This is a genomic window from Methylobacterium ajmalii (genome assembly GCF_016613415.1).
GTDB classification, from domain to species: domain Bacteria; phylum Pseudomonadota; class Alphaproteobacteria; order Rhizobiales; family Beijerinckiaceae; genus Methylobacterium; species Methylobacterium ajmalii.
Genome location: NZ_JACWCT010000164.1, coordinates 33,462 through 59,367 on the forward strand (window position 1 = coordinate 33,462; position 25,906 = coordinate 59,367).

Sequence of the window (25,906 nt, forward strand, 5' to 3'; positions counted from 1 at the left end):
CAAGTGCCCCCGGTCCAGGTGCCGCGTCGCCGCCTCGGCCGCATCGCGCTCGACGGCGCGGCAGCTGGCAACCAAGCGCTCGCCGAGCGGCGTCACCGCCGCCCCGACGCCCCCCGGCTTGGCCCGCCACCACCGGCTCGGCGAAGGCCGGGTTCAGCTCGTCGACCAGCAGCCACGCGCGGGCATACGACATCCCGAGCGCCCGGACCGCCGCCGAGATCGAGCCCCGTGCCGCGATCGCCTCGAGCAGGTTGATCTTGTCCGGCCCGATCCGGATCCCGGGAGCGAGGTCGATGCGGAGGTTGAGCGCGGGCGGAAGCGCGGGCATGGCGAGAAGGGATCTCGGGCGGCCTCGGGAGCGGAGGGCCGAGCCGACGCGCGGTTCCGCCAGCCTCGATAGCGCCCCGGCGGCGAGGGCCGGCAACCCTGCGGCGGGCGGGGATCGACGGTGCGATGCACGCGTCCGGCGGCGCGGCTCCGGCCTCCGCTTGACCAGGGAGCCTCGGCTCGGCCATGTCCGGTCCGACGCCGAGATCGCCCCGAGCCGGCACTTCTCGGCGGCGCCGGGCCCGGCCGGCCGGCGCGATGCCGGCAAGGTCGTCCGACAAGATCGTCCGAGGGGGAATCTGCGTGATCGTCTGCTTCGGCTCCCTGAACGCCGACCTCATCTTCCGCCTGCCCGAGGTCCCGCGCTCCGGCCAGACCCTGCTGGCCGACGACCTCGCCGTGCAGGCCGGCGGCAAGGGGGCGAACCAGGCGGTGGCGGCGGCGCGCGACGGGTCTGCGGTCGCGATGATCGGCGCGGTCGGGAGCGACGCCCTGGCCGAGGTGGCCCTGTCGGGCCTGCGCGAGGCCGGCGCCGACACCGCCCGGGTCCGGGAGGTCGCGGCGGCGACGGGCTGCGCCTCGATCTGGATCGACGCGCAGGGCCGCAACCGGATCGTGGTGGCGCTCGGCGCCAACGGGCACACGCGGGCCGACCAGGTCGCGGATGCCGACCTCGCCCGGGCGACGTCGCTGCTCCTGCAGATGGAGGTCGATCCGGCCGAGACGACGGCTTTGCTGCGCCGCGCCCGGGCACTCGGCCTGCGCAGCATCCTCAACCTCGCCCCGGCCCTGCCGCTCGACCTCGACACGATGCGGCTCGCCGGCCTCCTCGTCGTCAACGAGGACGAGGCCGAGGCGACCGCCGCGCGCCTCGGCTGCGCGCCGGAGGCCGCGTCCCTCCACGCCGCGCTCGGCATCGACGTGGTGCGCACCCTCGGGGAGGCCGGCTCGGAGGCAGCGACGGAGAGCGGCGCCTGGCACGTCCCGGCCCGCGCGGTCGAGCCGGTCGACACCACGGCGGCGGGAGATTGCTTCGTCGGCGTGCTCGCCGCGGCCCTCGACCGCGGCACGCCGCTCCGCGCCGCGATGGAGCGGGCGAGCGTCGCGGCCGCCCTCGCCTGCGGGCGGCGGGGCAGCCAGGCGAGCCTGCCCTGGCGGGAGGAGACCGACCGGGCGCTCGGGACCTGATCAGGTCGGGCACCGCGCGGGGTCGGCCTGGACCGGGAAGGCGGTCTCCCGCGCCTTGATCAACGCCACCACCGTGTCGTTGACCGGGGTCGGCACGCCGCAGCGGCGCCCGAGCCGGGGGATCGACCCGTTGATCGCCTCGACCTCGCCGCGGCGCCCGGCCCGGTGGTCGAGCAGCATCGAGGGCCGGGCCGCCGGGATCTTGCCGCCGAGGCGGCGGATGTGCGCGATCGGGTCGCCGACCTGCAGCGCCACGCCCATCGCGGCCGCCATGGCGATCGCCTCCTCGGCGCAGGCCCGCGCGACCTCCCAGGCATCGGGATCGTCCATCACCTCGCCGATGGTGAGGCCCGTCAGCGTCGTGGTGCCCGAGAAGGTGACGTTCATGATCAGCTTCTCCCACACCATCCGGCCGAGATCGTCGAACAGGCTGACCGTGAAGCCGGCCGATTGCCAGATCGCCGCCGAGGCCTCCAGGCGCTCCCGCGAGAGTCCCGCAAAGGCGCCGAAGCGGATCATCTCGAGGCCGTTGTGGTGCGCATGGCCCGGCCCGCGCATCGAGGCGCCGAAGCCCCCGACGACGCCGACGGCGATCCGGTCGGGGTCGATGACGGCGGCGGCGACCTCTGGCGAGCCGAGCCCGTTCTGGATCGTCTGCACCACCGTCCCGGGGCCGATCAGGGGGGCGGCGCTCGCGGCCGCCGCCGCGACGTCGAAGGCCTTCGTCGCGACGATCACGAGGTCGCACGGGCCGATCCCCTCCGGGGTGGTGCCGGCGCTCGCGAGCCGCACCGTGCGGTCGCCGCTCGCGCCCTCGACCCGCAGGCCGTGCGCGCGCATCGCCGCGGCGTGGTCGGCCCAGAGCGTGACCGCGTGGACCTCGTGGCCCGCCGAGGCCATCAGCGCCGCGTAGACCGAGCCCATGGCGCCGCACCCGACGATCGCGACCTTCGCCATCGCGTCCCCTCCCCTGTCGTCGTCCTTCGGGGCGTCGCCCGGTCCGGCGCGCCCGTCTCATTGGAGCATGACCGACGGCCCCCGAGATACCCGCCCGCGCGGGCGGGCACGGCCTTGCCATTCGCGCCCGCCGTCGTATCACGGCGTAGGATGTTTCGGTGCATTCGTCATACCAGGGGCCCGATGTCGAAGCCGGCGATCCTAGTCCAGGTCCGTACCGCGCTGCTGGCCCTCGCCGCCCTGCATGCCGGCCCGGCCGGCGCCCAGCAGCTCGCCACGGCCTGGCCGAGCAATGTCGGGCCGCTGAACCCCCACCTCTACGCGCCCAACCAGATGTTCGCCCAGGCGAGCGTCTACGAGCCGCTGGTGAAGTACCGGGCCGACGGCACCCTCGAGCCCTGGCTCGCCACCGCCTGGACGGTCTCGCCGGACGGGAGGACCTACGATTTCACCCTGCGCCCCGGCGTGACCTTCAGCGACGGCACGCCCTTCGACGCGCCGGCCGTGAAGGCGAATTTCGACGCGATCCTCGCCAACCGGGCCCGCCACGCCTGGCTCGACCTCGTCCGACGGATCGACCGCACCGAGGTCACCGGACCGCTGGCCTTCCGCCTGGTGCTCGACGCCCCGCACGCGCCGACGCTGAACGAACTCTCGCTGCCGCGGCCGTTCCGCTTCGTCTCCTCGGCCGCCATGAAGGCGGGCGGCACCACGGCGGACGGGATCGCGGCGCCGATCGGCACCGGGCCCTGGCGCCTCGTCGAGACCCGGCTCGGCGTCTCGGACACGTTCGCCGCCAACCCGGCCTACTGGGGCGAGAAGCCCGGCTTCGCGCGCCTCGTCGTCAAGGTGATCCCCGACCCCAACACCCGGGCCATCGCCCTGCAGACCGGCGAGATCGACCTGATCGCTGGCGCCGCCGGCCTGATTCCCTCGGAAGCCTTCCTGCGCCTGCGCGACCAGGCGCCGGCCTTCTCGGCCGCGCTCTCGCCGCCGCTCGCCACCCGGGTGCTGGCACTCAACTCGGCGCGCGCTCCGACCGACGACCTGGCCGTTCGCCGCGCGATCAACCGGGCGGTCGACAAGGACACCCTGGTGCGCACCGTCCTCGACGGGCTCGAACCCCGGGCCGACTTCCTGTTCGGGCCGGGCGTCCCCGACGCCGATGCCGGCCTCACCCCCTACGGCTTCGACCGGGCGGCGGCGGACAAGCTCCTCGACGAGGCCGGCTGGATCCGGGGCCGCGACGGCGCGCGGGCGAAGGACGGCCGGCCGCTCGCGGTCGAGCTCGCCTTCGTCGGCACCAACGCCCAGCAGAAGGCCATCGCCGAGGTGGTCCAGGCCGACCTCGCCCGGGTCGGCATCGCGGTGCGGCTCGTCGGCGAGGAGGAGAGCGCGATCCTCGCCCGCCAGAAGGACGGGCGGTTCGGCCTGATCTTCGGCGAGACCTGGGGCCCGCCCTACGATCCGGCCTCCTTCCTGAGCGCGATGCGGGCGCCCTCCCACGCCGACTACCAGGCGCAGAAGGGCCTGCCCGACAAGCCGACGATCGACGCCACCATCACGGCGGCGCTCGCCGCCACCGACCCGCAGGAGCGCCGCCGCCTCTCCGGCCGCGTCCTCGCGGCCCTGCACGAGGCGGCGGTCTACCTGCCGATCTCCTCGGCGGTGGCGATCGAGGTCCACCGCCCGACCGTGACCGGCGTGCGCTTCGGCGCCACCCTCAACGAGATCCCGTTCGCGGCGATGCGCCCGGGACCGGGCCGCTGATGCTGCGCTTCGTCCTCGCCCGCATCGCCCTGATCCCGCCGATGCTGCTCGGTGTCTCGCTCCTCGTCTTCGTGATGCTGCGGGTCGGGCCTGGCGACCCGGCGCTCGACTACCTGCGCCTGTCGCAGGTGCCGCCCACCGACGCGGCGCTCGCCGATGCCCGATCGATGCTCGGCCTCGACCGTCCCTTCCCGGTCCAGTACCTCGACTGGCTGTGGCGGGCACTCCAGGGCGATTTCGGCCTCTCCTACGCCACCCGCCGGCCGGTGCTGCCGGAGCTCCTCGGCTACCTGCCGGCGACGCTCGAGCTCGCCGGCACGGCGCTCGCCGTCAGCCTCGCGCTCAGCCTGCCGCTCGGCGCCTGGGCGGCGGCGCATCGCGACGGCTGGCAGGACCGGCTGGTGCGGGGGATCGCGGTGCTGGGCGTCTCGCTGCCGAACTTCTGGGTCGCCTTCCTGCTCGTCGTCGCCTTCTCGGTCACGCTCGGCTGGCTGCCGGCGATGGGCCGCGGCGGGGCCGCCCACCTGGTGATGCCGGCGCTCGCCATCGGCCTGATGTCGCTCTCGGTGAATGCCCGGCTCCTGCGGGCGAGCATGCTGGAGGCGGGCCGCGGGCGCCACGTCCTCTACGCCCGCCTGCGCGGCCTCTCCGAGGGCGCGGTGGCCCGCCGGCACGTCTTCCGCAACGCGCTGGTGCCGGTCGTCACCGCCACCGGCATGCATGTCGGCGAACTCCTGGGCGGGGCCCTCGTGGTCGAGACGATCTTTTCCTGGCCGGGCGTCGGCCGCTACGCGGTCTCGGCGATCTACGACCGCGACTATCCGGTGATCCAGTGCTTCACCCTGGTGATGACGCTGGTGTTCGTGCTGTGCAACCTCGCGGTCGACCTGGCCTATGCCTGGCTCGACCCGCGCCTGCGCCATGGGCGGGAGGCCGCGTGAGACCCGCCGTGCCCGCCTCTCCCCCGGTCGTTCTCGCGGGCCTCCTCGCGGCGGTCTTCCTGCTCCTGGCGCTGCTCGGGCCGATGCTGGCGCCGCACGACCCCCTGGCGGTCGACCTCGCCCACCGCTTCGCGCCCGCGAGCCTCCCCCATCCCCTCGGCACCGACCATCTCGGCCGCGACATCCTCTCGCGCCTCGTCGCCGGGGCGCGCACCACGCTGGGCGCGGTGCTGGCGGTGCTCACCCTCGTCGTCGCCCTCGGCCTCGCGGTCGGGGGGCTCGCCGGGATGCTCGGCGGCCGGATCGACACGGCCCTGATGCGGCTCTGCGACGTCTTCCTCACCGTGCCGACCTTCGTGCTGGCGCTGTTCATGATCGGGGCGCTCGGCACCGGGCTCGCCAACGTGGTGGCGGCGATCGCGCTGTCGCACTGGGCCTGGTACGCGCGGATCGTGCGCGGCCTGGTCCTGGAGCTGAAGACCCGCGACTACGTGCTGGCCGCGCGGATCGCCGGGGCGCCGCGGCGGGCGATCTTCTCCGAGCACATCCTGCCCGGCGTGGTGCCGCCGCTCGCCGCGCTCGCCACCCTCGATATCGGCCACATGGCGCTCCACGTCGCCGGCCTGTCCTTCCTCGGGCTCGGGGTGCAGCCGCCGACGCCGGAATGGGGCGTGATGATCAACGACGCCCGCGCCTTCTTCTGGACCCGGCCGCTCCTCGTCGTCTGGCCGGGCCTCGCCATCGCGCTCGCGGTGCTGGCCTTCAACCGGCTGGGCGACGCGCTCCGCGACCGGCTCGACCCGGCGCTGACCGCGGAGCGGGGCCTGTGAGCGCCCGCACGCTCCGGGCCGAGGGCCTGTCGGTCGAGACTTGGCGCGAAACCCGGCGCGGGCCCGGCCGCGAGGCGGTGCCGCTGGTGCGCGAGGCCAGCCTCGATCTCGTCACCGGCGAGGTCCTGGCCCTCGTCGGCGCCAGCGGCTCGGGCAAGTCGCTCGCCTGCGCGGCTCTCCTCGGCGTGCTGCCGCCGGGCACCCGGCAGGGCGGCGGGCGGATCCTCCTCGACGGCATCGAGGCGGACCCGGCGGCGTTACGCGGCCGGGCGGTCGCGACCGTGCTCCAGGCGCCGCGCACCGCCTTCAACCCGCTGCGCACCCTCGCCGACCACGCGGCCGAGACCTTGGCGGTGGCGGACCTCCGCGGGGCCGCCGCCCGGGCGGCAACCGCGGAGGCCTTCGCGGCGGTCGGGCTCGGCGACGATTCCCGCATCCCGGGCCTCTACCCGTTCCAGATGTCCGGCGGCATGCTGCAACGGGCAATGATCGCGCTGGCGCTGATGTCCGCCGCGCCCTTCCTCGTCGCCGACGAGCCGACCACCGACCTCGACCTCGTCGCCCAGAAGCGCATCCTCGACCTCCTCGCCGGGCTGGTGCGGGCCCGCGGCCTCGGGCTCCTGATCGTCACCCACGACCTCGGCGTCGTCGCCCGCCTCGCCGACCGGATGGCGGTGATGGAGGCCGGGCGGATCGTCGAGGCCGGTCCCGCCGCGCGGCTCTTCGCAGCGCCGGCCGCGCCGGCGACGCGGGCGCTGCTCGCCGCCCACCGGGCCCTGCACGGGGAGCCGGCATGACGGCCCTGCTCGCCGCCCGCGGGCTCGGCCACTCCTATCCGGGGCCCGGCGCCCGCCGCCCGGTGCTCGCGGGCATCGAGCTGGCGCTGGGGGAGGGCGAGTGCGTCGCTCTGATCGGCCGCAGCGGCTCGGGCAAGAGCACGCTCGCCCGCCTGCTCCTCGGGCTCGAGCCGGCGGAGGCCGGCGAGGTGCTGTTTCGCGGCACGCCCCTGTCCCGCCTCGACCGCGCCGGGTGGCGGGCCTTCCGGGCCGCGATCCAGATGGTGCTTCAGGACCCGCTCTCGGCGGTCAACCCGCGCCACGCGGTCGGGCGGATCGTCGCCGAGCCGCTACGCCACCTGACCGGCCTGTCGGTCCCCGCGCGGCAGGCGCGGGTCGAGGAGGTGCTGGCGACGGTCGGCCTCGACCCCGCCGTGGCCCTGCGGCTCCCGGGACAGCTCTCCGGCGGGCAGGTGCAGCGGGTCGGCCTCGCCCGGGCGCTCGCCACCCGGCCGGCCCTCGTCGTCCTCGACGAGGCGGTCTCGAATCTCGACGCGCCGCGCCAGGTCGAGATCCTCGACCAGCTCGCGGCCCTGCGCCGCCGGCACGGCACGGCCTTCCTGCTCGTCACCCACGACGTGCGGCTGGCGCGCCGCTTCGCCGACCGCATCGTGGTTCTGGGTGACGGGCGGATCGTCGATGCCTCGCCCTGCCGGCCGGTCCTGTCGCTCACCCATCCGGCGGCGCGCGAACTTCTCGACGCCGTCCTGCCGGCCGAGCCCGCGGAGGCGCGCTGATGCAACGGATCACCGTCACCCTCGATCCCGGCCTCGTGGCGGAGGTCGACCGGATCGCGACGCTGCGCGGCTATGCCGGCCGCTCGGAGGCGATGCGCGACCTCCTGCGGCGCGGCCTCGCCGAGGCGCGCCGGCAGCTCGATCCCGACCTCTCTTGCGTCGCGACCTTCGGCTTCGTCGCCGAGGCGGGGGTGCGCGACCTCGGCCAGCGCCTCGCCGAGATTCAGCAGCGCCGCCATGACCTGGTGATCGCCCAGGTCCAGGCCCCCCTCGACCACGATGCCAGCCTGCACACGCTGATGCTGCGCGGCCGCGCCCGCGACATCCTGGCCTTCGCCGACGAGGTCGCGACCCAGCGCGGCATCCGCCACGACAGCCTCTCGCTGATCCCCGCCCGGATCGAGCTCGACGACCACGGCCACGGCCCGGAGCCGCATCCGCACGAGCACATCCGGACGTGAGCCCTTTCGCCGGGCCAGGGGCGGAGGCGAACGGACCAATCGAGCCGGCTCGGCGCTCGCCTCGATCAGGACATGGCCGGGGCTCCGGCCCGTATCGGATGCGGAAGCCGACCTCGATTGAGCCCGCTGGCATGCCACGTACGCGGAACTCGGACCGGCTGGAAGTCTGCGCCTCGGCCAAGTCCGATGGGGTCGGGCCGCTGCGCGGAAGACGGCTGAGACGCGACGATCCGCGCCGCTCCACCGCGGTCGATCGAGAAACGCCGAAGCCACCATCGCGAAGCGACATCGCCGCAGGACGCTACGCCCTGAAGGAACGAAAATGCGCGGCCGGCATTCCTCATGCCAGCCAGCTTGGCTTTAAGGAATGCTGCCCATGACGCTTCTGATCGTCCTCATCCTGCTCATCCTGCTCTTTGGCGGCGGCGGCAGCTTCTACGGTGGCGGCCGCTACCGTACGGGCGGCCTCGGCATCGGCGGCATCCTCCTCATCATCCTGATCGTGCTCCTGCTCACCGGCCGGCTGACCATCTGACGTCTCCTGTTGACCACCCGCCGCGGCTCGACCCTCGGCGGGTGATCCCGGTCGGCATGGACCTCAGGGACCAGATGTACGGTTCCGGGATATGTTGGTGAGGCGATCGGCTTGCATTCGCCGCCTGTCCGGTCGGGCAGCACAGGAAAGACCGTCCGCAGAACACCCTTCGGGAGGTCGGTCGGGATCTTTCGCACCGATCGTTAGCTTTCGGCGTCTGTCGTTTCCGCTCCGTTGCTCCGGCGGGCGGGTCTGCATATACTTGAAAGACGCCAACTCATTGGCATGCAATGCATTTCAGTGGCGACCCCGGCAGGGCTCGAACCTGCGACCTGCCGCTTAGAAGGCGGCTGCTCTATCCAGCTGAGCTACGGGGCCTGACCGCCGGCGGTGGTAGCAGGAGCCTCGCCGGTCGTCCACGGGAGAGTCGGGCGGGCCGTCACCCGCCGGCGGCGCGGCGCTCGGGGGCCGGCGCGGCGGCGATGCCGCGGGCGCCCTCGGCGATCAGCCGGGTCACGAGGTCGGCGTAGTCCGCCCGGGTCAGGCCGGCACCGGGGCGAAACCAGAGATAGTGCCAGTTGACCATGCCGAAGAACGACATGGTGACGGGCTTGAGGAGCGGCGTGCCGGCGAGGTGGGGCGCCACCCCGGCGATCGCCTCGGAGAAGAGGCGCACCAGCTCGCGCTCGCTCGCCTTCAGCTCCGCCTGCCGCTCGGGGGCGAGGAGGCCGAGGTGATTGATCTGCACCTTGTGCTGCGCGTCGGCGTCCCGGTAGGCCTCGAGCAGGGCCTCGGCGAGGCCGCGCAGGCGCGCCTCGGGCGGCAGGCCCGGGCGGTCGGCGGCCTCGACGGCTTCCAGCAGCTCCTCGAGATGCAGCCGGATCACGTCGAACAGGATCTCGTCCTTGTCGCGGTAGTAATGGTAGAGGTTCGCCTTCGAGACGCCGCAGGCCTCGGCGATCCGGCTCATCGAGGCGCGGTCGTAGCCGTGGGCGGCAAACAGCTCGGCCGAGCGATCGAGGATCGCCCGGCGCTTGTCGTCGTAGTCGGTGGCGCGGGTGCGGGCCATGAGATCTCGTCGCTGCTGGTCTCGTATTACTCGCGGGGACGCCGGTCGACGACCCGGCGGGCCTTGCCCAGCGAGCGCTCGATGCCGCCGGGCGCCAGCACGTCCACCGTCGCGGTGATCCCGATCGTGTCCTTGACCGCCTGGCAGAGCCGGTCGGCCGCCGCCTCGCGCAGATCCGCGATGTCGGCCTCCGGCCGGGCCTCGACGCGGATCGTCATGGTGTCCATCCGGCCCTCGCGGGAGAGCACCACCTGGTAATGCGCCGAGAGCGCCGGGATCGTCAGGATCTTCTCCTCGATCTGGCTCGGGAAGACGTTGACCCCGCGCACGATCATCATGTCGTCGGAGCGCCCGGTGATCTTCTCCATCCGGCGCATCGCCCGGGCGGTGCCGGGGAGCAGCCGGGTCAGGTCGCGGGTGCGGTAGCGGATCACCGGCATCGCCTGCTTGGTGAGCGAGGTGAAGACCAGCTCGCCCTCCTCCCCGTCCGGCAGCACCACGCCGGTCTGCGGATCGATCACCTCGGGGTAGAAGTGGTCCTCCCAGATGTGGAGCCCGTCCTTGGTCTCGACGCACTCGCTGGCGACCCCCGGCCCCATCACCTCGGACAGGCCGTAGATGTCGACGGCGTGGAGGTCGAACGCCTCCTCAATTTCCTGGCGCATCGCGTTGGTCCAGGGCTCGGCCCCGAAGATGCCGACCTTGAGCGAGGAGGCCCGCGGGTCGAGCCCCTGGCGGCGGAACTCGTCGAGGATCGCCAGCATGTAGGACGGCGTCACCATGATGATGTCGGGCTTGAAGTCCTGGATCAGCTGGACCTGGCGCTCGGTCATGCCGCCCGACATCGGGATCACCGTGCAGCCCAGCCGCTCGGCGCCGTAATGCGCGCCGAGCCCCCCGGTGAACAGCCCGTAGCCGTAGGCGACGTGGACCAGCATCCCGGGCCGTCCGCCCGCCGCCCGGATCGAGCGCGCCACCACGTCGGCCCAGGTGTCGATGTCGGCCTTGGTGTAGCCGACCACGGTCGGCTTGCCGGTGGTGCCCGACGAGGCGTGGATGCGCGCCACCTCCTCCCGCGGCACCGCGAACATGCCGAACGGATAGTTCGCCCGCAGATCCGCCTTCGCCGTGAAGGGGAAGCGGGCGAGGTCGGGAAGGTCGGAAAAGTCGCGCGGATGCACGCCGGCGGCGTCGAAGGCGGCGCGGTAATGCGGCACGTTGGAGTAGGCGTGGTGTAGGGTCTCGCGCAGCTTCTCGCGCTGCCAGGCGGCGAGCTCCGCCCGCGAGGCGGTCTCGAACCGGTCGAGCTCGGAGGCCTCCGGTACCATGCGGGCGAGCTTGCGGGGGGCGATCTGGAGCATGGCGTCTCTCCCTGGAGTATTTTTGACTTTTTACGTGTAGATTATCCCGATCACCCACCCGCGACCTCATCCTGAGGTGTTAGTCGATCGAAGATCGGCTGACCTCGAAGGAGAGCTTCAGGGAGCGCGAGACATCTGCAGCCCTCCTTCGAGGCTCCCTTCGGTCGCACCTCAGGATGAGGTTGTGGGTGGGATGAGGCGTAGCGGCGTTCAGGGGGGCTCCGATTGGGCAGACGGCACCGCTCCCCCCTCCCCCGCCAGCACCGTCCCCGGCACCGTGCGCGAGTGGCCGCGGAACTCCGCCACCACCTGCCCCTCCGCGTCGGTCACCGTCACGTCGTAGATCCCGGAGCGTCCCTCGCGCACCCGCTCGACGGCCCGCGCCGTCAGCACCTCGCCGCGCCTTCCCGGCCGCAGGAAGGTCACGGCGCAATGCTGCGCCACCGCCCGCTGATTGTGCGCGTTGCACGCGAAGGCGAAGGCCGAATCGGCGAGCGCGAAGATGAAGCCGCCGTGGCAGGAGCCGTGGCCGTTCGTCATGTCGTCGCGCACCCGCATCGACAGCACCGCCTCGCCCGGCCCGGCATGGTCGAGGGCCATGCCGAGGCCCCGGCTCGCCCGGTCCTCGGCCCACATCGCCTCCGCGCAGGCGCGGGCCAGCTCGCCGGGATTCACCGGCGCCGCCCGGTGAAGCGGGCCGGGCGCTTCTCCAGGAAGGCCGCGACGCCCTCGCGGTAATCGGGCGTGCGCCCGGCCTCGCCCTGCAGCTCGCTCTCCACGGCGAGCTGGGCATCGAGGTCGTTGGTCTCGGAGGCGTCGAGGGCGCGGCGGATCAGGGCGAGGCCGTAGGTCGGCTGCGTGGCGAGGTGGGCGGCGAGCCGATGCGCCTCGGCCATCAGGTCCGCGTCGTCGATCACCCGCCAGATCATGCCCCAGGCCTCCGCCTGCTCGGCGGTGATCGGCTCGGCGAGCAGCGCCATGCCGCGGGCCCGGGCCCGCCCGGCGAGGCGCGGCAGCAGCCAGGTGCCGCCGGCATCCGGAATCAGCCCGAGCTTGGCGAAAGCCTGGAGGAACTTGGCCGAGCGGGCGGCGAGCACGAGGTCGCCGTGGAAGGCGAGGCTGGCGCCCGCGCCTGCCGCGACGCCGTTGACGGCGCATATCAGCGGCATCGGCAGGTCGCGGATCTGCCGGACCAGGGGGTTGTAGAAGGCTTCGAGGGTGCGCGTGAGGTCGGGCTCGACGTCGGGCGCGAAATTGCGGGCCGAGAGGTCCTGGCCGGCGCAGAAGCCGCGGCCGGCCCCGGTGAGGATCAGCGCCCGGCAGTCGGGATCGGCGGAAGCCTCGCCGAGAGCCGCGCGCAGGGCGAGGTGCAGCGGCTCGTTGAAGGCGTTGAGCCGGTCGGGCCGGTTGAGGACCAGCACGCGGTAGCCGGCGTGGCGCTCGACCAGCACCAGGGTCTCGCTCGTCTCGCTCATTCGGTTCCGTCCTCCCCGTCCCGCCGTGTCGGGCCCCGAGGAGCCGCCGGCGCGATCTATTGACCAACCGGACGGTAAATTATAAAGCTGCGCGGGTGAAGTCAAACGCGCGCCCTCAGCCGAACGCCAGGGTGGACGGGCGCCGCGCGGACTTGCCAACAAAGCGGACTTGCAAAGCACGACCGGACGGGCTCAACGAAGGCCCGTGACGCCAGCGACCGGAGCAACAACCGGCGCGGCCCGTAAACGGGAGGATACCACCATGAAGCGCATCGTCTGGGCGCTCGCCCTCGCCGGCACCGTTCTGGCCGGTCCCGTGCTGGCGCAGCCGATCAAGATCGGCGTCACCATCGCCAAGACCGGCCCGGCGGCCTCGCTCGGCATCCCGCAGGCCAACACCGTGACGCTGCTGCCGACCGAGATCGGCGGCCAGAAGGTGGAGTGGATCGTCCTCGACGACGCGACCGACACCACCAAGGGCGTCGCCAACGCGCGCAAGCTGGCGAGCGACGATAAGGTCGATGCCATCGTCGGTTCCTCGGTGACGCCGGTCTCGCTGGCGCTGATCGAGGTCGCGGCCGAGGCCAAGGTGCCGCTGATCAGCCTCGCGGCTTCCTCCAAGATCGTCGCCCCGATGGACGACAAGCGCCGCTGGGTGTTCAAGGCGCCGCAGAACGACGGCCTGATGGCCGAGGCGATCGCCGCCCACATGGCCAAGGCCGGCGTGAAGTCCGTCGGCTTCGTCGGCTTCAACGACGCCTACGGCGACGGCTGGCTCGCCGAGATCACGCCCCGGCTCGAGGCCAAGGGCATCAAGCTCGCCGCGACCGAGCGCTACGCCCGCACCGACACCAGCGTCACCGGCCAGGTGCTGAAGGTGATGGCGGCGCGTCCCGACGCGGTGCTGATCGCCGGCTCGGGCACGCCCGCGGCGCTGCCGCAGAAGACGCTCAAGGAGCGCGGCTACGCCGGCAAGTACTACCAGACCCACGGCGTGGCCAATGCCGACTTCCTGCGCGTCGGCGGCAAGGACCTGGAGGGCACGGTGCTGCCGGCGGGTCCCCTGCTGGTGGCCGAGCAGCTCCCGGAATCGAACCCGGTGCGCAAGGTCGCCCTCGATTACACCAAGGCCTACGAGGCGAAGTTCGGGCCTGGCTCGCTCGCGACCTTCGGCGGCCACGCCTACGACGCGCAGGTGCTCTTGGCGAACGCGATCCCCGTCGCGCTCAAGACCGCCAAGCCCGGCACGCCCGAGTTCCGGTCGGCGCTCCGCGACGCGATCGAGGGATTGAAGGACGTCGTCTACACCAACGGCGTCGTCAACATGACCCCGACCGACCATGTCGGCCAGGACGACCGCGCCCGCGTGATGGTGACGATCGAGAACGGCAAGTGGAAGCTGTTGTCGGCGACGAATTGAGCGGCGGATCCTGATCGGACGCCAGGCCGCTCTCCCTCCCTCCACCTCATCCTGAGGTGTTAGTCCATCGCAGATGGACTAACACCTCGACGGAGGGCTCCAGACATCTTTGCGATCATCGGAGCCCTCCTTCGAGGCTCGTTGCACTCGCACCTCAGGATGAGGTCGCGCGTGGGACAGACATAAAAAATCACGGCATCCCCCAAGACGCCCAGGATCCCATTCCGTGGACGCCACGATCCTCCTTCTCCTCCTCCAGGACGGCGTCGTGAACGGCGCGATCTACGCGCTGATCGCCCTGTCGCTGGTCCTGGTCTTCACCGTCACGCGGGTCATCCTGATCCCGCAGGGCGAGTTCGTCGCCTATGGGGCGCTGACGCTGGCGAGCCTGGAGGCCGGCACCCTGCCGGGCACCGTGCCGCTGCTCCTCGGCCTCGGCGGCCTCGCCTTCCTGGCCGATTGTGCCGAGGGACGGCACACCCTCGACGGGCGCGGGCTCCTGCGCCTCGCGCTGCGGGACCTCGCCCTGCCGGCGCTCGTCGCCGCGGCGGCCTGGATCCTGGCGCCGACGAAGCCCGGCCTCGCGGTCGAGATCCTCCTGACCCTCGCCATCGTGACGCCGATGGGCGGCTTCCTGCACGCGGTGGCGTTCCGGCCGCTCGCGCATGCCTCGGTGCTGGTGCTCCTGATCGCCTCGGTCGGCGTGCACCTGGCGCTGACCGGCCTCGGCCTGGTGTTCTTCGGCGCGGAGGGCTCGCGGACTCCGCCGCTGTCGGAAGCCTCGTTCCCGGCCGGCCCCCTGCTCGTCAGCGGCCAGTCGCTCTGGATGATCGGGCTGACGCTGGCGATCATCGTCGCGCTCTGGCTGTTCTTCTCGCGCACGCTGCTCGGCAAGGCGCTGATCGCGACGGCCGTCAACCGGCTCGGCGCCCGGCTGATGGGCATCGCCCCCTCGCTCGCCGGTCGCCTCAGCTTCTCGGTCGCGGCCTTCATCGGGGCGCTGTCCGGCGTGCTGATCGCGCCGCTCACCACCGTCTACTACGACACCGGCTTCCTCATCGGCCTCAAGGGCTTCGTCGCGGCGATCATCGGCGGGCTCGCGAGCTACCCGGCGGCGGCCGCCGCCGCGATCCTCGTCGGCATCATCGAATCCGTCGCCTCGTTCGAGGCCAGCGCCTTCAAGGAGGTGATCGTGTTCATGGCGATCATCCCGGTCCTGCTCTGGCGCTCCCTGCGCTCGGCCCCGGTGGAGGACGAGGAGTGACCATGCCCACCCGTCTCGCCCCCACCCCACTCCTGACCGGCCTCTTCGCCCTCCTGGTCGTCGCCCTGCCGTTCCTGCCCGGCGTGCCGCCGTTCTGGCTCACGCTGATGACCTATGCCGGCCTCTCGGCGATCGTGGTCACGGGCCTCGTGGTACTGACCGGGGTTGCGGGCATCACCTCCTTCGGGCAGGCGATGTTCGTCGGCATCTCGGCCTACGCCACGGCGCTGCTGACCACGCAAGGGGGGCTCTCGCCCTGGCTCTCCCTGCCGGTGGCCCTGCTCCTGTCGGCCGTCGCCGCCTGGGTGATCGGCGCGATCACGCTGCGCCTGTCGGGCCATTACCTGCCGCTCGGCACCATCGCCTGGAACATCTCGTTCTTCTACGTGCTCGGCAACACCGACGTGCTCGGCCGCTACGATGGGCTGACCGGCCTGCCGCCGATCTCGCTTCTCGGCCACCCGGTGCTGGGCGGCGGCGAGGCGATGCTGCTGACCTGGGGATTCCTGGCCCTGAGCCTCTGGCTCACCCACCGCCTGCTGCGCTCGCGCACCGGCCGGGCGATCCGGGCGCTCAAGGGCGGGGTCGTCGCGGCGGAATCCTTCGGGGTCGACACGGCGCGGGTGAAGATCGTCGCCTTCGTGTACGCGGCGATGCTGGCGGCTTTGTCGGGCTGGCTCTACGCCCACATCCAGCGCGCCATCAACCCGACGCCGTTCGGCATCAATGCCGGCATCGAGTACCTGCTGATGGCGGTGATCGGCGGGGCCGGCTCGATCGGCGGCGGCGTCTTCGGCGCCGTGCTGGTGACGGTGCTGAAGGACCAGCTCCAGAACGTGCTGCCGCTGGTCTTCGGCGCCCAGGGCAACTTCGAGGCGATCGTGTTCGGGGTGCTGCTGGTGGTGATGCTCCAGCGCGCGCCGGACGGCCTGTGGCCGCTGATCGTGCGCCGCTCCGTCGCCGCCCCGCCCGACCGCGGGCCGGCGCGCGAGCCCCTGGCGCCGCGCCCGGCCGCCGCCCCCGGCACGGCGCTGCTCGAAGCCGCGAACCTCAGAAAGACCTTCGGGGGCCTCGTTGCGGTCAACGACATCGGGTTTGCCGTGAGGGCCGGCGAGGTGGTGGCGCTGATCGGGCCGAACGGCGCGGGCAAGAGCACCACCTTCAACCTCGTCACCGGGGTGGCACGCCTCACCGCCGGCGCGGTGCGGCTCCGGGGGACGGACGTGACCGGCCTGCCGGCGCGGCGCATCGCCCGGCTCGGCTGCGCCCGCACCTTCCAGCACGTCAAGCTCGTCGCCGGCATGTCGGTGATCGAGAACGTGGCGCTCGGCGCCCATCTGCGCGGCGGCGCCGGCCCGGTCCGCGGCGCGCTCGGCCTCGATGCGGCGGAGGAGGCCGCGCTCTTCGCCGAGGCCGACCGCCAGGTCGCCCGGGTGGGATTGACCGCCTGCCGCGACCTGCCGGCGGGCAGCCTGGCGCTCGGCCAGCAGCGCATCGTCGAGATCGCCCGCGCGCTCTGCCTCGGTCCCCAGCTCCTCCTCCTCGACGAGCCGGCCGCCGGCCTGCGCCACCAGGAGAAGCAGGCGCTGGGCGACCTCCTGCGCCGCCTGCGCCAGGAGGGACTCGGCATCCTGCTCGTCGAGCACGACATGGATTTCGTGATGGGGCTCGCCGACCGGCTGGTGGTGATGAATTTCGGCGCCAAGCTGTGCGAGGGCGCTCCCGCCGCGGTCCGCCGCGACCCGGCGGTGGTCGAGGCCTATCTGGGGAGCCCGGCATGACCGTTCCGATGCTCGAGGCGCACGCCGTCTCCGTCGCCTACGGCAAGGTCGAGGCGGTGCGGGGCGTCTCGCTCAGCGTCGCGCCCGGCCGGCTCGTCACGGTGCTGGGCGCCAACGGCGCCGGCAAGACCACGCTGCTCAACGCCCTGATGGGGGTGCTGCCGGCGAAGGGGACCCTCCGCTTCGAGGGGCGCGACCTGACCCGGCTGCCCGTCGAGGCCAGGGTCGCGCTGGGGCTGAGCCTGATCCCCGAGCGGCGCGAGCTTTTCTCGACGATGACCGTCGAGGACAACCTGAAGCTCGGCGCCTTCCGGTTCCGCACCACGGGAGGCGGCGGCGATCTCGGCGAGATATACCGGCTCTTTCCCCGCTTGGCCGAGCGCCGGCGCCAGCAGGCCGGGACGCTCTCGGGCGGCGAGCGCCAGATGCTCGCCATGGCCCGCGCGCTGATGGGCCGCCCGCGCCTCCTGATGCTCGACGAGCCGAGCCTCGGCCTCGCCCCCCTGATCGTCGCCGAGGTGATGCGCACGGTCGCGCGCCTGCGCGACGAGGGGGTGGCGATCCTGCTCGTCGAGCAGAACGCCCGCGCCGCGCTCCGGATCGCCGATCACGGCTACGTCCTCGATGGCGGCCGCGTGGTGCTGGAGGGCGACAGCCGCACCCTGCAGGCCGACGCCCGGGTCGCCGAGACCTATCTCGGCAGCCTCGGGGCCGAGACGCCGGACCGGGCCGCGGCGACGGGCTGACCTCGGGGCCGCGCGGGACGGCCGGCGGTCCCCCACGGCGGGAACGCCGTCACCCGCCAGGGTCGTATCGCGGCCTCGCAGGATACAACCGCTCCCTCCCGGTCCGGAACCGCCACCGAGGGGCTTGCCGCCACCGCCCTCGCCGGGTACCTACGGACAGGTTTCGCGTCACCGTCCCCGCGACCGAGCGCTCCGCCCCGTCCGCGGGCCAATCGCCAGGACACCGAAGACGAAACCGAAGGGCCTGTAGCTCAATGGTTAGAGCCGACCGCTCATAACGGTCTGGTTGTAGGTTCGAGTCCTACCGGGCCCACCATTCTTCCTTCCTGTTCCGAATGATTGACGGCCTGTCGTATCGGCGCCGTGCAATTTGGACCGAGACGGAGGCAGGTCCGAGCCGACCAGCCGGCTTGCCTCCGCGAGGCTTTGTCCAGAGAGAACCGCCCTGTTGTGGCTCTCGCCGCCATCGGATGGACGATGAGAGTCGTTTCCTGGGTTCCGATCGGCGAAAGCGGGCATTTGAGCGGTGCGGGTCAGGGATTCGCAGCGGACGCGGCCTCACGGTGACGCGGTCCCTCCTGCCCGGACCGAGCCCCCTCATGACCCTGTACCCCACCCTCCGCCGCCGCGCCCTCGTCACCGTCGTCGCCGTGCTCGCCGGATCGCCGGCCCTCGCGGGCGGGCGCTCGATCGTCGGGGATTGGGCGCCCGATCCGCGCCAGTGCCGGCCGGTCGACGGGGCCGTGCGGATCGCACCGCTCGGCATGGCCGCGGACGAGTTCGCCTGCACGTTCAAGAGCGTGTCCAGGGCGGGCGACGTCGTCACCTGGCGCGGTTCCTGCTCGTTCGCCGACCGGTCGAAAGCCTCGACCGTCGTCGCGGCCCTGCAGGACGACCGGCTCTCGGTCCGGATCGACGGCAACGCCCTCGGGTCGTATCGGCGCTGCCGAGCCGGCAGCGGGGCCTGACGCCCGGCCGCCGCCTCCCTTACGGCACCGGCACGGCGTGGCGCCGGGTACCGGTCGGGCAGCAGCGGGCGTCGTTCTCGCGCAGGACCTCCATGGTGAAGACGGCGCGACCACCCTCGAACCCGATCCGACCCGGGCCCTGGCCGAGGATGTTGCCGACCTTCCGCACGAAGACCCAGCGCCCGCCCATGGCGCGGAAGGTCGCCACCTCCAGGTTCTCGGCGTTCCCGGTCGGGTCGGCCTGGAAGCGGACGAACGCGATCGCGGCGGCGCCGTCCGGTGCGTAGCCGACGGTGTAGCGAGGGCCGTTGCGGGCGGTGCAGCGCGTATCGGTGCCGTCGGCGGAGACGCAGAGCGGCCGCGCCGCGCTCCGGAACCAGGCATCGACGGCGCCCGCTGCGGGTCCCAGCCCCTGGGCGCTCGCCCCGCAGACGCCGGTGGCGAGGGTAAGAGCGACGAGGCCGCCGCGGCGCGAGGAACGGTGCATGCGAGATCCCCGAGCGGTAGCGGGCGGAGATCGGTCCTCCGCCCCGGACGCCGGACCTCATCACGGAAATCCTCGCGACGGGATTAAGGGTCTCGCGACAATGTTCCTCCCGGGCCCGATCGCGGACCCTCGGGACGGCCTTCCGACGACGGAGCTTGGCGGACGGGACGATGCCGGTCGGAGGGCTCCCCTCGGGCAAGCGGTCGAGCGACGATGCCGCGTTGCCAGCGCATCGCCCTCCTTCCATCCTGGCCCCGCCGGCGGAACGCCGGCATCCTCGGAGGGCGAGGGAGGATCGGGCGTGGAGGATTACCGGGCCGAGCTGCTGCGCCAGGTGCGCCTCGGCGATATCGCCACCGGCGAGGCGGCGGGGGCCTGCCTGCCGGGCCTGCTGCGCCGCCTGACCCACCACGAGACCCGCGCCGGCACTGCCGCGCTGCCCTGGCGCCTCTATCACCGCTGGCGCCGCGACAGCCTGCGCCGGCAGGTCGCCGATGCGCGCTGGCATGTCGAGCAGGGCCGCGCCGCCCGGATGGGGGATCTGGCCGCGCGGCGCTGAGGGCTGCTTACGCGCAGCTCTCGGCGATCAGCCGGCGCAGGAAGACGGCGCATTCCGCGAGCTCGGCGGTCTCGACGTACTCGTCGGCCTTGTGGGCGCGGGCGATGTCGCCGGGGCCGATCACCACCGAGGGAACGTCGCCGAGGCTCTGGAAGAGGCCGGCCTCGGTGCCGTACGAGACCTTGGCGTGGCCGTTGCGGCCGGCGAGCCGCTTGGCGACGGTGACGAGGGGCGCGTCGGGAGCGATGTCGAGGCCCGGATAGTCGATCACCGGCTCGACCGCGATGCCGCAGGACGGGTCGCGCGCCTGCATCTCGGGCACCAGCACGTCGCGGGCGTAAGCGAGCACGGTCTCGGCGAGGCCGCGCGGGTCGTCGCCGGCGATGGCCCGGAACTCGAACCCGACGGTGCAGCGGTCGGGCACGATGTTGAGCGCCGTGCCGCCCTGGACGAGGGCGGTGAGCCCGGTCGTGTGGGGCACGTCGTAGAGCTCGTCGCGGGGGCCGTCGCGGGAAAGACCCTCGGCGGTCAGCCGCACCCGATCGATGAAGCGGGCCGCGTACTCGATCGCGTTGACGCCGACGGGCGCCAGCGCCGAGTGGCAGGCGCGGCCCCGGAAGGTGACCTTGGCGCCGTACTTGCCCTTGTGGCCGATCACCACCGCCATCCCGGTCGGCTCGCCGACGAAGCAGCCGAGGGGCATCACGCCCCGCTCGCGCATGTGGGCGATGAGCGGGCGCACGCCGAGGCAGCCGACCTCCTCGTCGTACGAGATCGCGAGGTGCAGCGGGCGGGTGAGCGGGGCCGCCGCCATCTCGGGCAGGAGCGCCAGGCAGACCGCCAGGAATCCCTTCATGTCCGAGGTGCCGCGGCCGTAGAGGCGCCCGTCGATCGCGGTCAGCCGGAAGGGATCGTGGGTCCAGTGCTGGCCTTCCACCGGCACCACGTCGCTGTGGCCCGACAGCACGTAGCCCGGCCGGTCGGCCGGCCCGACCGTGACCCACAGGGCCGCCTTCTCCCCCGTCTGGTCCGTCACCCGCTCGACCGCGGCGCCGTGGCGCCGGCAATAGGCCTCGACGTGGTCGACGAGGGGCAGGTTGGTCGCCGAGCTGACCGTCTCGAAGGCCACCAGGGTGGCGAGGAGGTCGGTGATGGCGGGAAGGGTCGGATCGGCCGGGGATGAAGCGGTGGGGGATGGGGACACGGTGGGGGCCTGACGGAGAAGGGACGGAGCGTCGCGCCGGGGCGGAACGGCCTTGTCGGCGTACCGGACGGGCAGGGCGGACCCTGCAGGGTCGGTGCCACCGCGGGACGGCCGGCCCCTCCCCTTATGCCGCGTTCCGGCCCCGGCGGACAGCCGGGCGCCGACGCACCGCCGGGTCTCTACCCGGCGAGATCGAGGAAGTGCCGGCCCTCGCGGTCGTCGATCTCGACGATCCAGAGGTCGGAATCGAACCGGATCTCCTTGGCGAGCCGGGCCTCGACGTCGGGCGGGAAGGCCTCCCGCATCAGGGGCTCGAAGCGGCGCCCGCCGGTCTCGTCGTCCTCGAACAGGGCCTGGGGCGCCGGGCCGTAGAGGTCGGCGCGGCCGTCGAGGCGGTCGACCTTCACGAAGATCGCGCCGGCCTCGGGCGCGCCGCGCCGGCGCTGGACCGCGCTCAGCCCCTCGACGGCGCAGCGGCGCAGGTGGGCGGCGACCCAGAAATCGGAGCGCAGGCGGGCCATCGGGCGGGAGGTCCTCGGCAAGTCCGTGGGGGAGGTTCCTCATAGGACGACGCCCGATCGCGGGGCAATCGGGCGTCGCTCGTTCACTCCATCGGCTGTCGGGATCAGGCGGCGCGGGTGGCGCCGGCATCGAGCTCGGCCACGTCGGCCCGCTCGCGCCAATCCTCGACGCCGTGCTGGCGGGCGAAGCGCAGGGCGGCGGCGCGCACCGCCCGGTCGGGATCGCGGGCGCGGCCGATCTCGACGGCCCCGACGGTGAATGGGACCCCGAGGATCTGCTTGGCGAACAGCACGCGGTACTGCGACATGGTGCATCTCCCTGACACGTGGATCGCGTCGACGAGGGTGCGGGTATCCCCGCTCGCAGGCTCCCGAGGCGACCTCGCCGCGGCCCGTTGAAGGGCCGGTGCCGCGGAGCCGGATGCTGCGTCGCATCCCGGCCCGCGAGGGAACCGATCGACTACGATCGATGGATCGGTATGGGGGCGGGCCGGTCGCCCGGCCGCCCGCTTCGAGAGGTGGGGATGCATCTCCCCGAACGGAAGGTGCCGTGGGGCGTGCGATTGCCGCATGTCGAGAAGGAAGGAATGTCCGACGGGCAGGGCCGGTGTGCGGGCCGGGCCCGTGCCGCGGCGCGAAAAGCCGCTATGTCGGATCACCGTCCACCGGGGCGATCCCCCGGCGCGGTCGTCTCCCGGGCATCCCGCCGCGCGAGACCGACCCCAAGCTCCCGTCCCGAAAAGTTCCTGACACCAAGCCTCCGTTCCCGCCCAGGCCCCTCCCCCGGAAGTCATCGATGACCGCGCTCACCGCCGCGACCCGCCTGAGCCTCAGCCTGATCGCCGGCGGGGCGGTCGCCAACATCTACTACAACCAACCGCTGCTCGGGCTGCTCGCCCAGGTCTTCGGCCACGACGCCTCGGTGCTGGTGCCGACCGCGACGCTCGCCGGCTACGGCCTCGGCATCCTCGGCCTCGTGCCGCTCGGCGACGCCCTGCCGCGGCGCAGCCTGATCGTCGGTCAGCTCCTGCTGCTCGCCGCCGTGCTGGTGCTGGCGGCCGCGAGCACGAGCCTGTGGGTCCTGGTGCTGGCGAGCTTCCTGATCGGCGTGCTCTCGACCGCGGCCCAGCAGGCGGTGCCCTTCGCCGCCGAGCTGGCGCCGGACGCGACGCGCGGCCGGATGGTCGGCCAGGTGATGACGGGCCTGCTGCTGGGCATCCTGCTCGCCCGGACCCTGAGCGGATTCGTCGGCGCCTGGGCCGGCTGGCGGGCGGTGTTCTACGGGGCGGCCGGGCTCGCGGTGGCGCTGGCCGGCCTCGCCCGGCTCGGCCTGCCGGGGACGGCGCCCAGCACCCGGATCCGCTACGGCGCGCTCCTGCGCTCGCTCCTCGACCTCGTGCGCGAGCAGCCGGTCCTGCGCCGGGCGGCGCTCGCCCAGGCGCTGCTGTTTGCCGCCTTCAACGCGTTCTGGACCACCCTGGCGCTCCTCGTCGAGGCGCCGCCCTTCGGGCTCGATCCCGCCGGGGCCGGGTTGTTCGGGCTCATCGGGGCGGCCGGCGCGCTCTGCGCCCCGGTGGCCGGGCGCTTCGCCGATACCCGCAGCCCGCGCCCGGTCCTCGTCGGCGGCGGCGCGCTCACGCTCGCCGCCTTCGCGGTGTTCGGGCTCCTCGGCGGCCATTCGCTTGTGGCCTTGGCGGTGGGCGTGCTGCTGATCGACATCGGCATCAACACCGCGCTCATCGCCAACCAGACCCGGGTCTACGCCCTCGCGCCGGGGGCACGCGGGCGGATCAACACCGTGTTCTTCACCGCGATCTTCGCCGGGGGCGCGCTCGGCGCCTCGGCGGGCACCCGGGCCTTCGCGGCCGGCGGCTGGCCGGCGCTCTGCGCGGTCGGCGGCGCCTTCGCGGCGGCGGGCCTGCTCGTGCCCCTGCTGGAGCCCCGCGACCGCCCTAGATCCTGAAGGCCCGAGTCCCGCGCACAAGCCCCGCATCCGAGCCCGTCCCTGTCAAACCTCCTGGCCATCGACACGATCTACCTCGAGCCCGCCGTCGCGGCCTATCCTCTCGGACGGGAAATCCTGGAGCGGTTCGGGCCTGCGAGGCGGATCGAGGTTGCCTCGCACTGGAACATCCCGGAGCTGCACGGCAATGCCGGCTCGGTCGAGGACTGGGTGCGGATCAAGCGCTCGACCCTGGTGCTCGGGGTCAAGAAGGGCCTCGCCTCGCGGCCGAACGGCCGCAGCGCCCACTTCATCGCGCCGTCGAGCTCGAACGGCTGCGCCATGGCCTGCGCCTATTGCTACGTGCCGCGGCGCAAGGGCTACGCCAACCCGATCACCCTGTTCGTCAACACCGAGGCGATCGGCCGGGCGATCGCCCGCCACGCCGCCGGCCAGGGCCCCCTCCCCGCCCCCGACCAGATCGACGACCGGCACTGGGTCTACGACCTCGGCGAGAACGGCGACCTCTCGGTCGACGCGATGGCGAGCGGGGGCGTGCGCGACCTCGTCGGGCTGTTTCGCGGCATCCCGAACGCCAAGGCCTCCTTCGCCACCAAGTTCGTCAACCCGGACCTCCTCGCCTACCGGCCCGAGGGCAAGACCCGCATCCGCTTCTCGCTGATGCCCGAGCGCATCGCCCGGGTGGTCGACGTGCGGACCTCGCCGATGCCGGAGCGGATCGCCGCGATCGACGCCTTCGTGGCCGCCGGCTACGAGGTCCACGTCAACTTCTCGCCGGTGATCCTCTACGAGGGCTGGGAGGAGGACTGGCGGGCGCTGTTTCGCGCGCTCGAGGCCGGCATCGGCCCGGCCGCCAAGGCGCAGCTGAAGGCCGAGATCATCTTCCTCACGCACAACGCCGCCCTGCACGAGGTGAACTTGCGCTGGCACCCCAAGGCCGAGGCGCTGCTGTGGCGGCCCGACATCCAGGAGACCAAGCGCTCGGAGGGCGGGATGGAGAACCTGCGCTACCGCACCGGCTGGAAGGGCCGCTGGCTGTCCCGGTTCAAGGCGCTGCTGGCCGAGGAGCTGCCCTATTGCGGGGTACGCTACGCGTTCTGAGGGACGCGGGCCGGCGACGGGCGCCGTCATCGAACCGTCGCGCTCCGTCCCTAAGCAGACTTGCATTGGCAGGCCAACGCTTCGCCCGCTTAGGTTCTTGTTTTGTCGCAGATTTTTGCCGCCGAACCGGTGTCCACTTCGGCGAAATCCGCTTAGCCCGCGGGCCACGCTCTCCCCGGCGAGAGGCGCGAAGGACGCTGCGATGGCCCATCTCCTCAGCGACGAGCCGGCCCTGCCGGGCCTGATCTGGGCGATGCGGTTCGACGCGGGCGGGCGCGGGCGCCTGGTCGGGCCCGGCGAGGAGGTGCCGGCGCTCGGGCGCTTCGGCGACGGCTTCGTCTGGCTCCACGTCAATCTCAACGACGCCCGGGTGCCGGGCCTGATCGCCGAGGGGCGGCTCGGCCCGCCCGACCTCGCGGCGGCGGCCTTCGCCAGCGACCCGCACCAGCGGGTGACCGTCGAGGACGGCCAGGTCGGCGGCGTCATCGCCGACCTCGCCCGGGAGGCCGACGGGCCGGACACCGCGCCCGAGCGGCTGCCCGACGCCGCCGGGCGGCTGCATTTCGTGCTGGGCGCCAACTTCCTCGTCAGCGGGCGGCGGCACCCGATCGTCGGGCCCGACGCGGTGCGGGAGGTCGTCGCCGGCGGGCGACCGCTCGCCGGGCCGGTGGCACTTCTCGAAACCTTGATCGGCCGGGTCGCGGCGGCGATCGGGGCGCGGGGCGCCGCCCTGTCCGACCGGCTCGACGGGATCGAGGATCACATCCTCGACGAGCGCATCCGCCCGGAGACGCGCCAGCTCGGGCCGATCCGCCGCGACGCGGTGCGGCTGCACCGCCAGCTCAACGGGTTGCGGGCGGTGTTCCACCGCCTGGAGGAGGAGAGCGACGATCTGCCGGAGGAGACCCGGGAGGCCGCCGCCCGCATCGCCCAGCGGCTCGACGCCCTCGACCGCGACATGGTGGTGCTGGCCGAGCGCAGCCGGCTCCTGCAGGAGGAGCTGTCCGGCCTGCTCGCCCGGCAGTCGAATCGCCAGCTCCACACCCTGTCGATCCTGACCGCCCTGTTCCTGCCGCCCACCCTCGTCACCGGCCTGTTCGGCATGAACACCAAGGGCCTGCCGCTCGCCGAGTGGGACGACGGCTCGACGGTGGCGATTGTGATCGCCGCGATGTCGGCAGCCGCCGCCTTCCTGCTGATCCGTCGGCTCGGGCTCGGCGGGCAGAGGGGCCAGGGGTGAGACACCGAGGCTCTTGGCGATCGAGGGTCTGCTGGCGATCCGTTGCGGAACCTGGTGTAAGCGCTCGGTGAAGGCCGCCTTGTGGCTGTAGTGCTTTGCTCTGGATACAGGTGCTGGCGCCAGATGGCGCTGTATCGGCCCTGTGTCTGGACCTATGACCAACTC

General features: G+C 72.9%; 26 protein-coding genes and 2 tRNA genes. 18 read left to right on the forward strand and 10 right to left on the reverse strand.

Going from position 1 to position 25,906, the window contains the following annotated elements; all coding sequences use genetic code 11:
• Positions 1-630 precede the first annotated feature (630 nt).
• Positions 631-1,515, forward strand: a complete 885-nt coding sequence (locus HPY23_RS29285; RefSeq protein WP_091888244.1) for a ribokinase — start codon at positions 631-633, stop codon at positions 1,513-1,515.
• On the opposite strand, the gene HPY23_RS29290 is transcribed toward HPY23_RS29285, so the two are convergent.
• Positions 1,516-2,472: a ketopantoate reductase family protein gene (locus HPY23_RS29290; RefSeq protein WP_091888242.1), complete on the reverse strand. Its 957-nt coding sequence runs from the start codon at positions 2,470-2,472 to the stop codon at positions 1,516-1,518.
• Between the two features lie 183 nt (positions 2,473-2,655).
• Between HPY23_RS29290 and nikA the strand changes: the two genes are divergently transcribed.
• The 7 genes from nikA to HPY23_RS29325 all read left to right on the forward strand — a co-directional run bounded on the left by nikA (position 2,656) and on the right by HPY23_RS29325 (position 8,582).
• The gene (gene nikA, locus HPY23_RS29295; protein WP_091888240.1) at positions 2,656-4,242 is read left to right on the forward strand and encodes a nickel ABC transporter substrate-binding protein; all 1,587 of its coding nucleotides are present in this window, start codon (positions 2,656-2,658) and stop codon (positions 4,240-4,242) included.
• On the forward strand, positions 4,242-5,183 hold the full coding sequence (nikB, locus tag HPY23_RS29300) for a nickel ABC transporter permease subunit NikB (RefSeq protein ID WP_091888238.1): 942 nt from the start codon (positions 4,242-4,244) through the stop codon (positions 5,181-5,183). Before nikA ends, nikB begins: the two co-directional genes overlap by 1 nt.
• Positions 5,141-6,013 (forward strand): nickel ABC transporter permease subunit NikC, encoded by an 873-nt coding sequence (gene nikC, locus HPY23_RS29305; protein WP_200601809.1) that lies wholly within the window; start codon positions 5,141-5,143, stop codon positions 6,011-6,013. Before nikB ends, nikC begins: the two co-directional genes overlap by 43 nt.
• Positions 6,010-6,810, forward strand: coding sequence for an ATP-binding cassette domain-containing protein (locus HPY23_RS29310; protein ID WP_091888234.1), 801 nt, complete (start codon positions 6,010-6,012; stop codon positions 6,808-6,810). Before nikC ends, HPY23_RS29310 begins: the two co-directional genes overlap by 4 nt.
• Positions 6,807-7,586, forward strand: coding sequence for an ATP-binding cassette domain-containing protein (locus tag HPY23_RS29315; protein ID WP_091888232.1), 780 nt, complete (start codon positions 6,807-6,809; stop codon positions 7,584-7,586). Before HPY23_RS29310 ends, HPY23_RS29315 begins: the two co-directional genes overlap by 4 nt.
• Entirely contained in the window at positions 7,586-8,047 is a 462-nt protein-coding gene (gene nikR / locus HPY23_RS29320) for a nickel-responsive transcriptional regulator NikR (protein ID WP_091888230.1), read from the forward strand. The genes HPY23_RS29315 and nikR overlap by 1 nt, the downstream gene beginning before the upstream one ends.
• 376 nt (positions 8,048-8,423) lie before the next feature.
• Positions 8,424-8,582, forward strand: coding sequence for a DUF3309 domain-containing protein (locus HPY23_RS29325; RefSeq protein ID WP_089504140.1), 159 nt, complete (start codon positions 8,424-8,426; stop codon positions 8,580-8,582).
• Between the two features lie 301 nt (positions 8,583-8,883).
• On the opposite strand, the gene HPY23_RS29330 is transcribed toward HPY23_RS29325, so the two are convergent.
• The 5 genes from HPY23_RS29330 to paaG all read right to left on the reverse strand — a co-directional run bounded on the left by HPY23_RS29330 (position 8,884) and on the right by paaG (position 12,487).
• Positions 8,884-8,960: transfer RNA gene (locus tag HPY23_RS29330), tRNA-Arg, on the reverse strand.
• A 61-nt stretch (positions 8,961-9,021) separates the two neighbouring features.
• Positions 9,022-9,651: a TetR/AcrR family transcriptional regulator gene (locus HPY23_RS29335; protein WP_048431418.1), complete on the reverse strand. Its 630-nt coding sequence runs from the start codon at positions 9,649-9,651 to the stop codon at positions 9,022-9,024.
• A gap of 26 nt (positions 9,652-9,677) precedes the next feature.
• A complete protein-coding gene (paaK, locus tag HPY23_RS29340) occupies positions 9,678-11,012 on the reverse strand; it encodes a phenylacetate--CoA ligase PaaK (protein WP_091888228.1) in 1,335 nt (444 codons plus the stop codon).
• Between the two features lie 210 nt (positions 11,013-11,222).
• Positions 11,223-11,648, reverse strand: a complete 426-nt coding sequence (gene paaI / locus HPY23_RS29345; protein WP_091888343.1) for a hydroxyphenylacetyl-CoA thioesterase PaaI — start codon at positions 11,646-11,648, stop codon at positions 11,223-11,225.
• A 35-nt stretch (positions 11,649-11,683) separates the two neighbouring features.
• Positions 11,684-12,487: a 2-(1,2-epoxy-1,2-dihydrophenyl)acetyl-CoA isomerase PaaG gene (gene paaG, locus HPY23_RS29350; RefSeq protein ID WP_091888226.1), complete on the reverse strand. Its 804-nt coding sequence runs from the start codon at positions 12,485-12,487 to the stop codon at positions 11,684-11,686.
• Between the two features lie 262 nt (positions 12,488-12,749).
• Here paaG and HPY23_RS29355 point away from each other — a divergent pair, with 262 nt between their 5' ends.
• From HPY23_RS29355 to HPY23_RS33365, 6 genes are all read left to right on the forward strand, one after another.
• Positions 12,750-13,907, forward strand: a complete 1,158-nt coding sequence (locus tag HPY23_RS29355; RefSeq protein ID WP_091888224.1) for an ABC transporter substrate-binding protein — start codon at positions 12,750-12,752, stop codon at positions 13,905-13,907.
• 226 nt (positions 13,908-14,133) lie between these two features.
• Positions 14,134-15,171 (forward strand): branched-chain amino acid ABC transporter permease, encoded by a 1,038-nt coding sequence (locus HPY23_RS29360; protein WP_091888222.1) that lies wholly within the window; start codon positions 14,134-14,136, stop codon positions 15,169-15,171.
• Positions 15,172-15,173: 2 nt separating this feature from the next.
• Positions 15,174-16,952 (forward strand): branched-chain amino acid ABC transporter ATP-binding protein/permease, encoded by a 1,779-nt coding sequence (locus HPY23_RS29365; RefSeq protein WP_091888220.1) that lies wholly within the window; start codon positions 15,174-15,176, stop codon positions 16,950-16,952.
• Positions 16,949-17,698 (forward strand): ABC transporter ATP-binding protein, encoded by a 750-nt coding sequence (locus HPY23_RS29370; protein WP_091888218.1) that lies wholly within the window; start codon positions 16,949-16,951, stop codon positions 17,696-17,698. Before HPY23_RS29365 ends, HPY23_RS29370 begins: the two co-directional genes overlap by 4 nt.
• A 240-nt stretch (positions 17,699-17,938) precedes the next feature.
• Positions 17,939-18,014, forward strand: a tRNA-Ile gene (locus tag HPY23_RS29375).
• Positions 18,015-18,297: 283 nt separating this feature from the next.
• Entirely contained in the window at positions 18,298-18,666 is a 369-nt protein-coding gene (locus tag HPY23_RS33365; protein WP_236012723.1) for a hypothetical protein, read from the forward strand.
• Between the two features lie 19 nt (positions 18,667-18,685).
• On the opposite strand, the gene HPY23_RS29385 is transcribed toward HPY23_RS33365, so the two are convergent.
• Positions 18,686-19,153 carry a hypothetical protein gene (locus HPY23_RS29385; RefSeq protein WP_200601808.1) on the reverse strand — a complete coding sequence of 156 codons (468 nt, stop codon included), beginning with the start codon at positions 19,151-19,153 and terminating at the stop codon, positions 18,686-18,688.
• 301 nt (positions 19,154-19,454) lie between these two features.
• On the opposite strand from HPY23_RS29385, the gene HPY23_RS29390 reads away from it, so the two are divergent.
• The gene (locus tag HPY23_RS29390) at positions 19,455-19,712 is read left to right on the forward strand and encodes a hypothetical protein (RefSeq protein WP_048431425.1); all 258 of its coding nucleotides are present in this window, start codon (positions 19,455-19,457) and stop codon (positions 19,710-19,712) included.
• 7 nt (positions 19,713-19,719) lie between these two features.
• On the opposite strand, the gene argE is transcribed toward HPY23_RS29390, so the two are convergent.
• The 3 genes from argE to HPY23_RS29405 all read right to left on the reverse strand — a co-directional run bounded on the left by argE (position 19,720) and on the right by HPY23_RS29405 (position 21,745).
• Positions 19,720-20,916 carry an acetylornithine deacetylase gene (gene argE, locus HPY23_RS29395; protein ID WP_244537622.1) on the reverse strand — a complete coding sequence of 399 codons (1,197 nt, stop codon included), beginning with the start codon at positions 20,914-20,916 and terminating at the stop codon, positions 19,720-19,722.
• A gap of 179 nt (positions 20,917-21,095) precedes the next feature.
• Entirely contained in the window at positions 21,096-21,437 is a 342-nt protein-coding gene (locus HPY23_RS29400; protein WP_091746056.1) for a DUF1491 family protein, read from the reverse strand.
• A 104-nt stretch (positions 21,438-21,541) separates the two neighbouring features.
• Positions 21,542-21,745, reverse strand: coding sequence for a hypothetical protein (locus HPY23_RS29405; protein ID WP_048431558.1), 204 nt, complete (start codon positions 21,743-21,745; stop codon positions 21,542-21,544).
• Between the two features lie 488 nt (positions 21,746-22,233).
• Between HPY23_RS29405 and HPY23_RS29410 the strand changes: the two genes are divergently transcribed.
• From HPY23_RS29410 to HPY23_RS29420, 3 genes are all read left to right on the forward strand, one after another.
• A complete protein-coding gene (locus tag HPY23_RS29410; RefSeq protein WP_091888213.1) occupies positions 22,234-23,400 on the forward strand; it encodes an MFS transporter in 1,167 nt (388 codons plus the stop codon).
• 42 nt (positions 23,401-23,442) lie between these two features.
• Positions 23,443-24,501, forward strand: coding sequence for a spore photoproduct lyase family protein (locus tag HPY23_RS29415; protein WP_060850639.1), 1,059 nt, complete (start codon positions 23,443-23,445; stop codon positions 24,499-24,501).
• A gap of 202 nt (positions 24,502-24,703) precedes the next feature.
• Complete coding sequence (locus tag HPY23_RS29420; protein WP_236012724.1) at positions 24,704-25,741, forward strand: CorA family divalent cation transporter; 1,038 nt, start codon at positions 24,704-24,706, stop codon at positions 25,739-25,741.
• The last annotated feature ends 165 nt before the right edge of the window (positions 25,742-25,906 follow it).